This window comes from Pseudomonas fluorescens, assembly GCF_001307275.1.
GTDB classification, from domain to species: Bacteria; Pseudomonadota; Gammaproteobacteria; order Pseudomonadales; family Pseudomonadaceae; genus Aquipseudomonas; species Aquipseudomonas fluorescens_AA.
This window is the reverse complement of record NZ_CP012831.1, coordinates 1,646,443-1,660,281: the sequence shown is the minus strand read 5'-3', so window position 1 is coordinate 1,660,281 and position 13,839 is coordinate 1,646,443. Positions and strand designations below refer to the sequence as shown.

Here is a 13,839-nt window from a genome sequence, read left to right as displayed (position 1 = left end):
AAGGTTCAGGAGAGGTTTGCCGGACGTCCTATAAGAGTGCAAAGACTAATGGCGAAGCGTGATTTTTACGAAGTATTGGGTGTCGAGCGGGGGGCCAGCGAGGCAGAGCTGAAAAAGGCCTACCGTCGCCTGGCGATGAAGCACCACCCGGACCGTAATCCCGGCGATAAAGCGTCGGAAGAGATGTTCAAGGAAGCCAACGAGGCTTACGAGGTTCTGTCCGATTCCAGCAAGCGCGCGGCCTACGACCAGTACGGGCATGCCGGTGTCGACCCGAGCATGGGCGGCGGCGGTGCCGGTTTTGGCGGCCAGAACTTCTCCGATATTTTCGGCGACGTGTTCAGCGATTTCTTCGGTGGTGGACGTGGCGGTGCCCGTGGTGGCGCCCAGCGCGGCAGCGACTTGCGCTACACCTTGGAGCTGAACCTGGAAGAAGCGGTACGCGGTACCACCGTCAATATCCGTGTGCCGACATTGGTCAACTGCAAGCCGTGCGATGGCTCGGGTGCAAAGAAGGGCTCCTCGCCCGTGACCTGCCCGACTTGCGGCGGCATCGGCCAGGTTCGCATGCAGCAGGGCTTCTTCTCGGTCCAGCAGACCTGCCCGCGTTGCCATGGCCAAGGCAAGATCATTTCCGACCCGTGCGACTCCTGCCATGGCGAAGGGCGTGTCGAAGAGTACAAGACGCTGTCGGTCAAAGTGCCGGCCGGTGTCGACACCGGTGACCGCATTCGCCTGTCCGGCGAAGGCGAGGCGGGTGCCCAGGGTGGTCCGACTGGCGACCTGTATGTGGTCATCAACGTGCGCGAGCATGCGATTTTCCAGCGCGACGGCAAGCACCTGTTCTGCGAAGTGCCGATCAGCTTCGTCGACGCGGCCTTGGGTGGCGAGCTCGAGATCCCGACCCTCGACGGTCGCGTCAAGCTGAAAATTCCCGAGGGCACGCAGACCGGCAAGCAGTTCCGGATTCGTGGCAAAGGCGTCGCGCCGGTGCGCGGCGGTGGTGCGGGTGACCTGATGTGCCGTGTGGCGGTGGAGACGCCGGTCAACCTGAGTCGGCGTCAGCGTGAATTGTTGGAAGAGTTCCGCGGCACGCTGGCGGATGACAACAGTCACTCGCCGAAAACCACCGGTTGGTTCGAAGGCGTCAAGCGCTTCTTCGGCGACCTGTAAGGAGTTCGCATGCGACGTATAGCTGTGATGGGCGCTGCGGGGCGCATGGGCAAGGCACTGGTCGAGGCGGTGCAGCAGCGCTCGCCGCTCTCCGGCCTGACAGCGGCCATCGTGCGGCCCGACAGTACGCTGGTGGGCGCCGATGCTGGCGAGCTGGCTTCGCTGGGGCGTATCGGTGTGCCGATGTCCGGCGGCCTGGAGAAGGTGCTGGACGAGTTCGATGTGCTGATCGACTTCACCCTGCCGGACGTGATGTTGAAAAACCTCGCGATCTGCCGCAAGCATGGCAAGGCCATGGTGATTGGCACCACGGGGCTGGATGCTGCGCAAAAGCAACTGCTGGCCGAGGCGGGCAACGACATCGCAATCGTGTTCGCGGCGAACTTCAGCGTGGGCGTGAACCTGTCGCTGAAGCTGCTGGACATGGCGGCCCGGGTCTTGGGTGATGATGCCGATATCGAAATCATCGAGGCGCATCACCGGCACAAGATCGACGCACCTTCGGGAACGGCCTTGCGCATGGGTGAAGTGATTGCCGATGCGCTGGGGCGTGATCTGCAGAAAGTCGCCGTATATGGGCGTGAAGGGCATACCGGTGCTCGCGAGCGCGACACCATCGGTTTCGCCACTGTGCGCGGTGGTGATGTGGTAGGTGATCACACGGTATTGTTCGCCACTGAAGGCGAGCGCCTGGAGATCACCCACAAGGCATCCAGCCGGATGACCTTCGCCAAGGGCGCTGTACGTGCCGCGCTGTGGCTGGATGGCCGCGAGCCTGGCTTGTACGACATGCAGGACGTTCTCGACCTGCGTTGATGCCATTGAAGGCGGGGTTCAGGTTATACTGCGCCCCGTTTTACACCGCTTCGCGACGGCCTGTCGCATTCCCCTGCCTTTAAGGCTCATTAGCGGTGGACCAAAAAAGCCTTTTTCTGTAAGCTACAGCTTTAGTGTGTCCACTAAAAGCGCGCAGAATAATTCAGTGAACAAGCGGGGTGACGTGTCCATACGTCACTCCGCTTTTTTACAACCTGCGATCGCCCTTTCAGGCTTTATTTACGGGAGGTCTTCTTGACTAAGCCAGCCATACTCGCCCTTGCTGATGGCAGCATTTTTCGCGGCGAAGCCATTGGAGCCGACGGTCAGACCGTTGGTGAGGTGGTGTTTAACACCGCAATGACCGGCTATCAGGAAATTCTTACCGATCCTTCCTACGCCCAGCAAATCGTTACCCTGACTTACCCGCACATCGGCAACACCGGCACCACGCCGGAAGACGCCGAGTCCGATCGTGTCTGGTCCGCCGGCCTGGTCATCCGTGACTTGCCGCTGGTAGCGAGCAACTGGCGTAACACGATGTCCTTGTCCGATTACCTGAAAGCCAACAACGTCGTGGCGATCGCCGGTATCGACACGCGCCGCCTGACCCGCATCCTTCGGGAAAAAGGCGCGCAGAACGGCTGCATCATGGCTGGCGATAACATTTCCGAAGAAGCCGCCATTGCCGCGGCCCAGGGCTTCCCTGGCCTCAAGGGCATGGACCTGGCGAAAGTCGTCAGCACCCAGAAACAGTACGAATGGCGCTCCACGGTCTGGGACCTGAAGACCGACAGTCACGCGACGATCGAGGCTTCCGAGCTGCCCTACCACGTGGTGGCGTACGACTACGGCGTCAAGCTGAACATCCTGCGCATGCTGGTCGAGCGTGGCTGCCGCGTCACCGTGGTACCGGCCCAGACCCCGGCCGCCGATGTCCTGGCCCTCAAGCCTGATGGCGTGTTCCTGTCCAACGGCCCGGGTGACCCGGAGCCTTGCGACTACGCGATCCAGGCGATCAAGGACGTGCTGGAAACCGAGATCCCGGTGTTCGGTATCTGCCTCGGTCACCAGTTGCTGGCCCTCGCTTCTGGCGCCAAGACCTTGAAAATGGGCCACGGCCACCACGGTGCCAACCACCCGGTGCAGGACCTGGATACCGGCGTGGTGATGATCACCAGCCAGAACCACGGTTTTGCGGTGGATGAGGCGACCCTGCCGGCCAACGTGCGTGCGATTCACAAGTCGCTGTTCGACGGCACGCTGCAAGGTATCGAGCGTACCGACAAGAGCGCGTTCAGCTTCCAGGGCCACCCTGAAGCGAGCCCGGGCCCGAACGATGTGGCGCCGCTGTTCGATCGCTTCATCAACGAGATGGCCAAGCGACGCTGACCGCGTGAAGCCCGAGGGCGGCCCCGAATGCGGCGGCCCCTTCGGGCGCTTCAAAGATTGTTCGACGGCCTAGCCGACTGACCTGCGGATTTGAGTGACAAACCCATGCCAAAACGTACAGACATAAAAAGCATCCTGATTCTCGGCGCTGGCCCGATCGTGATCGGCCAGGCCTGCGAATTCGACTACTCCGGCGCCCAGGCCTGTAAGGCCCTGCGCGAAGAGGGCTACCGCGTCATCCTGGTGAACTCCAACCCGGCCACCATCATGACCGACCCGGCCATGGCCGACGCCACCTACATCGAGCCGATCAAGTGGCAGACCGTTGCCAAGATCATCGAGAAGGAGCGCCCGGACGCGCTGCTGCCGACCATGGGCGGCCAGACCGCGCTGAACTGCGCCCTGGACCTGGAACGCGAAGGCGTCCTGGAGAAGTTCGGTGTGGAAATGATCGGCGCCAACGCCGATACCATCGACAAGGCCGAAGACCGTTCGCGCTTCGACAAGGCGATGAAATCCATCGGCCTGGACTGCCCGCGCTCGGGCATCGCCCACAGCATGGAAGAGGCCAACGCCGTCCTGGAACGCCTCGGCTTCCCATGCATCATCCGTCCGTCCTTCACCATGGGCGGCACCGGTGGTGGCATCGCCTACAACCGTGAAGAATTCGAAGAAATCTGCGCCCGTGGTCTCGACTTGTCGCCGACCAAGGAACTGCTGATCGACGAATCCCTGATCGGCTGGAAAGAATACGAAATGGAAGTTGTCCGCGACAAAAAGGACAACTGCATCATCGTCTGCTCCATCGAGAACTTCGACCCGATGGGCGTGCACACCGGCGACTCGATCACCGTCGCACCGGCCCAGACCCTGACCGACAAGGAATACCAGATCCTGCGTAACGCCTCCCTGGCGGTACTGCGCGAGATCGGCGTGGAAACCGGCGGCTCCAACGTCCAGTTCGGCATCTGCCCGAACACCGGTCGCATGGTGGTCATCGAGATGAACCCGCGGGTCTCCCGTTCGTCGGCCCTGGCGTCCAAGGCCACCGGTTTCCCGATTGCCAAGGTCGCGGCCAAGCTGGCCGTGGGCTACACCCTGGACGAGCTGTCGAACGACATCACCGGCGGCAAGACCCCGGCGTCCTTCGAACCGTCCATCGACTACGTCGTGACCAAGCTGCCACGCTTCGCCTTCGAGAAGTTCGCCAAGGCCGATGCCCGCCTGACCACCCAGATGAAGTCGGTCGGTGAAGTCATGGCCATCGGCCGCACCTTCCAGGAGTCCCTGCAGAAAGCCCTGCGCGGCCTGGAAGTGGGCGTCTGTGGCCTCGATCCGAAGCTGGATCTGAACGACCCGGAAAGCATGAGCGTGCTCAAGCGCGAGCTGACCGTGCCGGGTGCCGAGCGCATCTGGTACGTGGCCGATGCCTTCCGCGCCGGCCTGACCGTCGAGCAGATCTTCGGCATGAACATGATCGACCCTTGGTTCCTGGTACAGATCGAAGATCTGATCAAGGAAGAAGAGAAGGTCAAGACGCTGGGCATGTCCAGCATCGATCGCGACACGATGTTCCGCCTCAAGCGCAAAGGTTTCTCCGACATGCGCCTGGCCAAGCTGCTGGGTGTGACCGAGAAGAGCCTGCGCGCCCACCGCCACAAGCTGGAAGTGTTCCCGGTCTACAAGCGCGTCGACACCTGCGCGGCCGAGTTCGCCACCGATACCGCCTACCTGTACTCCACGTACGAAGAAGAGTGCGAAGCCGCGCCATCGACCCGGGACAAGATCATGATCCTGGGCGGCGGTCCTAACCGGATCGGCCAGGGCATCGAGTTCGACTACTGCTGCGTACACGCGGCACTGGCCCTGCGCGACGACGGTTACGAGACCATCATGGTCAACTGCAACCCGGAAACCGTGTCCACCGACTACGACACCTCCGATCGCCTGTACTTCGAGCCAGTGACCCTGGAAGACGTGCTGGAAATCGTCCGCGTCGAGAAGCCAAAAGGCGTGATCGTCCAGTACGGCGGCCAGACCCCGTTGAAACTGGCCCGTGCCCTGGAAGCCGCTGGCGTGCCGATCATCGGTACCAGCCCGGATGCGATCGACCGCGCTGAAGACCGTGAGCGCTTCCAGCAGATGGTCGAGCGCCTGAACCTGCGTCAGCCGCCAAACGCCACCGTGCGCAGCGAAGACGAAGCGATTCGTGCCGCCGCCAAGATCGGTTACCCGCTGGTGGTGCGTCCGTCCTATGTTCTGGGCGGCCGTGCGATGGAAATCGTCTATCAGGAAGACGAACTCAAGCGCTACCTGCGCGAAGCGGTCCAGGTGTCCAACGACAGCCCGGTGCTGCTGGATCACTTCCTCAACTGCGCCATCGAAATGGACGTGGATGCGGTCAGCGACGGCAAGGATGTGGTGATCGGCGCGATCATGCAGCACATCGAGCAGGCCGGTGTTCACTCCGGTGACTCCGCCTGTTCGCTGCCGCCTTACTCGTTGCCGGCGCACATCCAGGACGAGATGCGCGAGCAGGTCAAGAAAATGGCCCTGGAGCTGGGCGTCATCGGCCTGATGAACGTGCAATTGGCCCTGCAGGGCGAAGACATCTACGTCATCGAAGTCAACCCGCGCGCTTCCCGGACCGTGCCGTTCGTCTCCAAGTGCATCGGCGTTTCCCTGGCGATGATCGCGGCGCGAGTCATGGCCGGCAAGACCCTGAAAGAGCTGAACTTCACCAAAGAAATCATTCCGAACTTCTACAGCGTGAAAGAGGCGGTGTTCCCGTTCGCCAAGTTCCCTGGCGTGGACCCGATCCTCGGCCCGGAAATGAAGTCCACCGGTGAAGTGATGGGCGTGGGCGATACCTTCGGTGAGGCATTCGCCAAGGCCCAGATGGGCGCCAGCGAAGTGTTGCCGACTGGCGGCACGGCGTTCATCAGCGTGCGTGATGACGACAAGCCACTGGTTGCAGGCGTGGCCCGTGATCTGATCAACTTGGGCTTCGAAGTGGTCGCCACTGCCGGTACGGCCAGGCTGATCGAAGCCGCTGGCCTGAAAGTGCGCCGCGTGAACAAGGTGACCGAGGGGCGTCCGCACGTGGTCGACATGATCAAGAATGACGAAGTCACGCTGATCATCAACACCACCGAAGGTCGTCAATCGATCGCCGATTCCTACTCCATTCGTCGCAATGCGCTGCAGCACAAGATCTACTGCACCACGACCATTGCGGCAGGCGAAGCGATCTGCGAAGCGCTCAAGTTCGGTCCCGAGAAGACCGTACGTCGCTTGCAGGATCTACATGCAGGATTGAAGGCATGAGCATAACCAAGTACCCGATGACTGTTCAGGGCGCGAAGGCCCTGGAAGAAGAACACGCTTTCCTGACCAAGGTCGAGCGCCCGCGCTTGAGCCAGGCTATCGGTGAAGCGCGTGAGCTGGGCGATCTCAAGGAAAACGCCGAATACCACGCTGCCCGAGAGGAGCAGGGGATGGTCGAGGCGCGTGTCCGTGACATCGAAGGCCGCATGCAGAATGCGGTGATCATCGATGTCACGACGATTCCACATACCGGCAAAGTGATTTTCGGCACCACGGTGGAAATCGCCAACGTCGAGACTGATGAAAGCGTGACTTACCAGATCGTTGGCGAGGACGAGGCAGACATCAAGCTCGGCAAGATTTCCGTCGGTTCACCCATTGCTCGTGCCTTGATTGCCAAGGAAGAGGGCGATGTGGTGGCGGTGAAGACACCGGGTGGTGTCATCGAGTATGAGATTGTCGAAGTCCGTCACATCTGAACGAAGGCGCCCGCTGCGAGCGGGTGCCATGATCTGGCAGCTCACCCAGATGTTGTGGGTGGGCGGCGTCTGGTTGCTGCACATCGGTTTGCTGCCGGTGCTGGGTCGAGTGGGCCTGGCACCGCTGCTCATCGATGAAATCGCAGGCATGCTGACGGCGCTGCTGGTGGGTTTTTCCGCGGCGTGCGTGATGTTTCAGGCTTTGGTGCTGGTTCAGGCCGAAGGCCTTGCCAGTCTATGGCGCGACATTCGTGGGCAATTGCTGCTCATGTCGTTGTATGCGTGCGGGATGTTCTTTGCCGTGCATTTCGGCTGGCCGGATGCGAGCCAGTGGCAGGTATTCAGTTACCTGGTGCTGGGTTTTTCCGGTCTGGTACTGGTCTTGCAGCCGGTTCCGGGGTGGAGCGGCAGGGTGTGCGAAGCACACCCTTGACCCTTTGGCATCACTTGAAGCGGTGAACGTTCGACAGTTGCTTGTTGACGCTGAAGTTCTTGCGATAAATCAGCGCCATCTTGCCGATGACCTGCACCAGGTCTGCCTTGCCGGTCTTGCACAGCTCGGCAACGGCAGCCAGGCGGGCTTCGCGATCGAGGATGTTGAGCTTGATCTTGATCAGCTCGTGATCGCCCAGGGCGCGTTCCAGTTCGGCGAGTACACCTTCAGTCAAACCGTTGTCAGCCACAGTCAAAACCGGTTTCAGATGGTGGCCAATGGATTTGTATTGTTTCTTCTGCTCTTGAGTGAGCGGCATAATCTGACCCCTGCGTCTGATCTTGTAAAAAGCGGCGGCCAGTTTACCCGAGCAAGTCCGGGACCGCCCACTTAATCACGACCCGTTTTATTTTTAGAGGTGGCCCGTGGCCCGTTCCAAGACTAGCCAGAACTGGCTCAGAGAGCATTTCAACGATCCGTACGTCAAAATGGCGCAAAAAGACGGCTATCGCTCTCGTGCCAGCTATAAATTGCTGGAGATCCAGGAAAAGGATCGCCTGATCCGTCCAGGCATGACCGTGATCGACCTCGGTGCGGCGCCGGGCGGCTGGTCCCAGGTTACCAGTCGTCTGATTGGTGGTCAGGGCCGCTTGATCGCTTCCGACATCCTGGAAATGGACAGCATCCCTGATGTGACCTTTATCCAGGGCGATTTCACGGAAGACGCCGTACTGGCGAAAATCCTGGAAGCCGTCGGAAATACACAAGTTGACCTTGTGATTTCCGATATGGCCCCCAATATGAGTGGATTAGCGGCTGTCGACATGCCTCGTGCCATGTTCCTCAGCGAGCTGGCCCTGGATCTTGCGGGGCGGGTTCTGCGTCCAGGCGGTGATTTTCTGATCAAGGTCTTCCAGGGTGAAGGCTTCGACGAATACCACAAGGGCATCCGCAAGCTGTTCGACAAGGTGCAGATGCGCAAGCCATTGTCGTCCCGTGACCGTTCTCGCGAGCAGTATCTGCTGGCGCGGGGGTTTCGCGGTGTTGAAGGCGCGGCCAGTGATGAGCGTCTTTGAGCAGGGCGATAGTTTTTTTTGTCTCGCATTGAAAAAGCCGCGTAACCAAAATTATGCGGTCAAAGTTTCACAAAGGGTTACAGACGGCGCCTGCCAGAGTCGTAGGTAATGTAGTAAGTTAGGCCGGTGAATATCATGCGAAGCGCGCGCCAGTAGCGGAGCTTGCTTCAGAGGGTAGTTAATTGAACGATATGGCAAAGAATCTGATCCTGTGGTTGATCATCGCCGCTGTCCTGGTGACCGTGATGAACAACTTCTCCAGTCCTAACGAGCCGCAGACCCTCAACTATTCCGACTTCATCCAGCAGGTCAAGGATGGCAAGGTCGAGCGCGTAGCCGTTGATGGCTATGTGATTACCGGCAAGCGCACCGACGGCGACAGCTTCAAGACCATTCGTCCGGCAATCCAGGACAATGGCCTGATTGGCGACCTGGTGGACAACCACGTCGTGGTCGAAGGCAAGCAGCCTGAGCAGCAAAGCATCTGGACCCAGCTCCTGGTGGCCAGCTTCCCGATCCTGGTGATCATCGCCGTGTTCATGTTCTTCATGCGCCAGATGCAGGGCGGCGGCGGTGGCAAGGGCGGGCCGATGAGCTTTGGCAAGAGCAAGGCCCGGCTACTTTCCGAGGACCAGGTGAAAACCACCCTGGCCGACGTCGCAGGTTGCGACGAAGCCAAGGAAGAAGTGGGCGAACTGGTCGAGTTCCTGCGCGATCCGGGCAAGTTCCAGCGCCTGGGCGGTCGTATTCCACGCGGCGTGCTGATGGTCGGCCCGCCAGGTACCGGTAAAACCTTGCTGGCCAAGGCGATTGCCGGTGAAGCCAAGGTGCCGTTCTTCACGATTTCCGGTTCCGACTTCGTCGAAATGTTCGTCGGCGTGGGCGCCAGTCGTGTCCGCGACATGTTCGAACAGGCCAAGAAACACGCGCCGTGCATCATCTTCATCGACGAAATCGACGCCGTTGGTCGCCATCGTGGCGCCGGCATGGGTGGCGGTCACGACGAGCGCGAACAGACCCTCAACCAGTTGCTGGTCGAGATGGACGGTTTCGAAATGAACGACGGCATCATCGTGATCGCCGCCACCAACCGTCCTGACGTGCTCGACCCTGCGCTGTTGCGTCCAGGTCGTTTCGACCGCCAGGTCGTGGTGGGGCTGCCGGACATTCGTGGTCGCGAGCAGATCCTCAAGGTCCATATGCGCAAGGTGCCGATGGGTGACGACGTCGCTCCGGCCGTCATCGCGCGTGGCACGCCGGGCTTTTCCGGTGCCGACCTGGCGAACCTGGTCAACGAAGCGTCGTTGTTCGCCGCTCGTACCGGCAAGCGCGTCGTGGAAATGAAGGAATTCGAGCTGGCCAAGGACAAGATCATGATGGGCGCGGAGCGCAAATCCATGGTCATGTCGGAGAAAGAAAAGCAGAACACCGCGTATCACGAGGCGGGTCACGCGATCGTTGGTCGTGTCGTGCCCGAGCATGATCCGGTCTACAAGGTCTCGATCATCCCGCGCGGTCGTGCCCTGGGCGTGACCATGTTCCTGCCGGAAGAGGATCGCTACAGCCTGTCCAAGCGTGCATTGATCAGTCAGATCTGTTCGTTGTACGGCGGTCGTATCGCTGAAGAGATGACGTTGGGCTTCGACGGTGTGACCACTGGGGCATCCAACGACATCATGCGTGCCAGTCAGATCGCTCGGAACATGGTCACCAAGTGGGGCCTGTCCGAGAAGCTGGGGCCGCTGATGTATGCCGAAGAAGAAGGGGAAGTGTTCCTCGGTCGTGGTGGCGGTGGCCAGCATGCAAGCTTCTCCGGCGAGACGGCCAAGCTGATCGATTCCGAGGTGCGCAGCATCATCGACCAGTGCTACGGCACTGCCCGGCAGATCCTCACGGACAACCGTGACAAGCTCGATGCCATGGCCGATGCCCTGATGAAGTACGAAACCATCGATGCCGAGCAGATCGACGACATCATGGCAGGTCGCGAACCTCGCGAGCCTCGTGACTGGTCGGGCGGTGGTACCGGTACTTCCGGTACACCTCCGGCGGTACAGGGTGAGCGTCCGGAAACACCGATTGGCGGTCCGGCCGCTGATGTCTAAGGCTTGAAATGACTTCTGTTCAGTCCTCGACCCGGTTGCCTTGCGGCAACCGGGTTCTTGATTTGGCCCATGCACATGTCATGGGTATTCTCAATGTCACGCCTGATTCCTTTTCCGATGGTGGTCGATTCAGCCAGCTCGATGCCGCGCTGCGGCATGCCGAGGCCATGGTGGCCGCTGGCGCAACGCTGATTGATGTGGGGGGGGAATCGACCCGGCCAGGTGCGCGGTCGGTCTCGCCCACCGAAGAGCTGGAGCGGGTGGCGCCGATTGTCGAGCGCATCCATCGCGAACTCGATGTCATTATCTCGGTCGATACGTCCACGCCTGCGGTCATGCGCGAGACTGCGCGACTGGGGGCGGGCCTGATCAATGATGTTCGGTCCTTGCAACGCGATGGTGCCCTGGATGCCGCGGCGGCCACCGGATTGCCAGTATGCCTGATGCATATGCTCGGCGAGCCGGGGACCATGCAGAACGACCCGCACTATGATGATGTGACCAGGGAGGTGGGTGAGTTCCTGGTGGCGCGTCTGGACCAATGTGCTGCCGTGGGCATTCCCGCCGAGCGGATCATCCTTGATCCCGGGTTCGGCTTTGCCAAGACATTGGCGCACAACCTGAGCCTGTTCAAACATATGGAAGCCTTGCACGCCCTGGGGCGGCCCCTGTTGGTTGGGGTTTCGCGAAAGAGCATGATAGGCAATGCCCTGGGGCGGCCGGTGGGAGAGCGCCTGTATGGTGGTCTCGCCCTTGCGGCCTTGGCCCTTGCCAAAGGTGCACGCATATTGCGCGTGCACGATGTAGCCGAAACGATGGATGTCGTGCGGATGATCGCAGCTGTGGATTCAGCCGAATAAGAATGACGGAGCACTTATGAGCAAGAAATACTTTGGCACCGACGGTATTCGTGGTCGGGTCGGCGAATACCCTATTACCCCTGATTTCATGCTCAAGCTCGGCTGGGCGGCAGGCATGGCGTTCCGCAAGATGGGCGCCTGCAAGGTGCTGGTCGGCAAGGACACGCGAATTTCCGGCTACATGTTCGAATCGGCGCTCGAGGCCGGCCTGACGTCGGCGGGTGCCGATGTGATGCTGCTGGGCCCGATGCCGACGCCGGCCATTGCCTACCTGACCCGTACGTTCCAGGCCCAGGCAGGCATCGTGATCAGTGCCTCGCACAACCCCCATGATGACAACGGCATCAAGTTCTTCTCCGGCCAGGGTACCAAGTTGCCGGATGATATCGAGCTGATGATCGAGGAGCTGCTGGACACGCCGATGACCGTGGTCGAGTCGAGCAAGATCGGCAAGGTGTCGCGGATCAACGATGCATCGGGTCGCTACATCGAATTCTGCAAAGGCAGCGTGCCGACCGGTACGAGCTTTTCTGGCCTGAAAATTGTTGTCGATTGTGCTCACGGCGCCACCTATAAAGTCGCGCCGAGCGTCTTTCGCGAGTTGGGTGCCGACGTGGTGGTGCTTTCCGCCCAGCCCAATGGCCTGAACATCAACCACAACTGTGGTTCCACCCATACCGAGGCGTTGCAGGCTGCAGTGCTGGCCGAGCAGGCCGATCTCGGCATCGCCTTCGATGGCGACGGTGATCGGGTGCTGATGGTCGATCACACCGGTACGGTCGTCGATGGTGACGAATTGCTGTTCATCATCGCTCGTGACCTGCATGGGCGCGGCAAGCTGCAGGGCGGCGTGGTCGGCACGTTGATGAGCAACCTCGGGCTTGAACTGGCCCTGGCGGACCTGGATATCCCGTTCGTGCGTGCCAACGTGGGCGACCGCTACGTGATCTCGGAGTTGCTGGAGCGCAACTGGGTGATCGGGGGCGAGAACTCCGGCCACATCGTGTGCTTCGACCATACCACCACCGGTGATGCGATCATTGCGGCCCTGCAGGTGCTGATGGCGCTCAAGGCGCGCAACGAAGGGCTTGCACAGTCTCGCCAGGCATTGCGTAAATGCCCGCAAGTGTTGATCAACGTGCGTTTTGGTGGCGGTGTGAACCCTCTCGAACATGCGAAGGTCAAGCAGGCCAGCGAGCGTGTGACAGAGGCGATGGCGGGGCGTGGTCGCGTGTTGTTGCGCAAGTCCGGTACAGAGCCTTTGGTGCGTGTCATGGTCGAAGGCGAGGACGAAGCGCAAGTTCGCGGTTATGCCGAAGAGCTGGCAAAACTGGTTACTGAAGTTTCTGCCTGAATTCGGCTTGCCAGTCATGAATCGGTTGGGTAACATCTGCGCCCACTTTGACCGACGAGGTACAGCATGCGTCGCCCTATGGTAGCTGGTAACTGGAAGATGCACGGTACCCGCGCCAGCGTCGCTGAGCTGATCAATGGCCTTCGTCATCTGGCCTTGCCAAGCGGTGTTGATGTCGCGGTATTCCCGCCTTGCTTGTATATCAATCAAGTGATTGATGGCTTGAAAGGCAAGTCGATTTCGGTCGGCGCGCAGAACTCTGCGGTGGAATCCATGCAAGGTGCGTTGACCGGTGAGATTGCACCGAGTCAGTTGGTGGATGCAGGTTGCTCCCTGGTCCTGGTTGGACATTCCGAGCGTCGCCAGATCATGGGCGAGCAGGACAAGACCTTGATCCGCAAGTTTGCTGCGGCCCAGGCCTGTGGTCTGATTCCGGTGTTGTGCGTAGGGGAAACCCTCGCGCAGCGTGAAGCCGGCAAGACCCTTGAAGTTGTCGGGCGTCAGCTCGGCAGCATCATCGAAGACCTGGGTGTTGGTGCTTTTGCAAAGGCAGTCATTGCCTACGAGCCGGTCTGGGCCATTGGTACCGGGCTGACGGCTTCGCCGCAACAGGCGCAGGATGTGCACGCAGCCATCCGCGCGCAGTTGGCGGAAGAGAATTCTGAAGTGGCACGAGGTGTGCGGCTTCTATACGGCGGCAGCGTGAAGGCGGCCAATGCGGCCGAACTGTTCGGCATGCCGGATATCGATGGGGGGCTCATTGGTGGAGCGTCCCTGAATGCAGATGAGTTCGGTGCGATCTGTCGCGCCGCGGGAAACTGAAA

12 protein-coding genes are annotated in these 13,839 nt (G+C 60.5%); 11 read left to right on the top strand and 1 reads right to left on the bottom strand.

Annotation, left to right across the window (positions count from 1 at the left end; all coding sequences use genetic code 11):
- The first annotated feature begins 48 nt into the window (after positions 1-48).
- From dnaJ to AO356_RS07480, 6 genes are all read left to right on the top strand, one after another.
- The gene (gene dnaJ, locus AO356_RS07505) at positions 49-1,173 is read left to right on the top strand and encodes a molecular chaperone DnaJ (protein WP_060739226.1); all 1,125 of its coding nucleotides are present in this window, start codon (positions 49-51) and stop codon (positions 1,171-1,173) included.
- A 9-nt stretch (positions 1,174-1,182) separates the two neighbouring features.
- Complete coding sequence (gene dapB / locus AO356_RS07500) at positions 1,183-1,989, top strand: 4-hydroxy-tetrahydrodipicolinate reductase (RefSeq protein ID WP_060739225.1); 807 nt, start codon at positions 1,183-1,185, stop codon at positions 1,987-1,989.
- Between the two features lie 255 nt (positions 1,990-2,244).
- Positions 2,245-3,381, top strand: a complete 1,137-nt coding sequence (carA, locus tag AO356_RS07495) for a glutamine-hydrolyzing carbamoyl-phosphate synthase small subunit (protein ID WP_053118343.1) — start codon at positions 2,245-2,247, stop codon at positions 3,379-3,381.
- A gap of 105 nt (positions 3,382-3,486) precedes the next feature.
- Entirely contained in the window at positions 3,487-6,708 is a 3,222-nt protein-coding gene (carB, locus tag AO356_RS07490) for a carbamoyl-phosphate synthase large subunit (RefSeq protein ID WP_060739224.1), read from the top strand.
- 2 nt (positions 6,709-6,710) lie between these two features.
- Positions 6,711-7,187, top strand: a complete 477-nt coding sequence (gene greA, locus AO356_RS07485; RefSeq protein ID WP_030139783.1) for a transcription elongation factor GreA — start codon at positions 6,711-6,713, stop codon at positions 7,185-7,187.
- Positions 7,188-7,215: 28 nt separating this feature from the next.
- Entirely contained in the window at positions 7,216-7,620 is a 405-nt protein-coding gene (locus tag AO356_RS07480; RefSeq protein ID WP_060739223.1) for a hypothetical protein, read from the top strand.
- Positions 7,621-7,630: 10 nt separating this feature from the next.
- Here the strand turns inward: AO356_RS07480 and AO356_RS07475 are convergent, their stop codons facing one another.
- Positions 7,631-7,939: a YhbY family RNA-binding protein gene (locus AO356_RS07475; RefSeq protein WP_003177852.1), complete on the bottom strand. Its 309-nt coding sequence runs from the start codon at positions 7,937-7,939 to the stop codon at positions 7,631-7,633.
- 106 nt (positions 7,940-8,045) lie between these two features.
- On the opposite strand from AO356_RS07475, the gene rlmE reads away from it, so the two are divergent.
- From rlmE to tpiA, 5 genes are all read left to right on the top strand, one after another.
- Complete coding sequence (rlmE, locus tag AO356_RS07470) at positions 8,046-8,696, top strand: 23S rRNA (uridine(2552)-2'-O)-methyltransferase RlmE (protein ID WP_060739222.1); 651 nt, start codon at positions 8,046-8,048, stop codon at positions 8,694-8,696.
- A gap of 191 nt (positions 8,697-8,887) precedes the next feature.
- Positions 8,888-10,801, top strand: coding sequence for an ATP-dependent zinc metalloprotease FtsH (gene ftsH, locus AO356_RS07465; RefSeq protein WP_053118351.1), 1,914 nt, complete (start codon positions 8,888-8,890; stop codon positions 10,799-10,801).
- Between the two features lie 8 nt (positions 10,802-10,809).
- The gene (gene folP / locus AO356_RS07460) at positions 10,810-11,661 is read left to right on the top strand and encodes a dihydropteroate synthase (protein WP_060739221.1); all 852 of its coding nucleotides are present in this window, start codon (positions 10,810-10,812) and stop codon (positions 11,659-11,661) included.
- A gap of 16 nt (positions 11,662-11,677) precedes the next feature.
- Entirely contained in the window at positions 11,678-13,015 is a 1,338-nt protein-coding gene (gene glmM / locus AO356_RS07455; RefSeq protein WP_060739220.1) for a phosphoglucosamine mutase, read from the top strand.
- Positions 13,016-13,081: 66 nt separating this feature from the next.
- Positions 13,082-13,837, top strand: a complete 756-nt coding sequence (gene tpiA, locus AO356_RS07450; RefSeq protein WP_060739219.1) for a triose-phosphate isomerase — start codon at positions 13,082-13,084, stop codon at positions 13,835-13,837.
- Positions 13,838-13,839 lie beyond the last annotated feature (2 nt).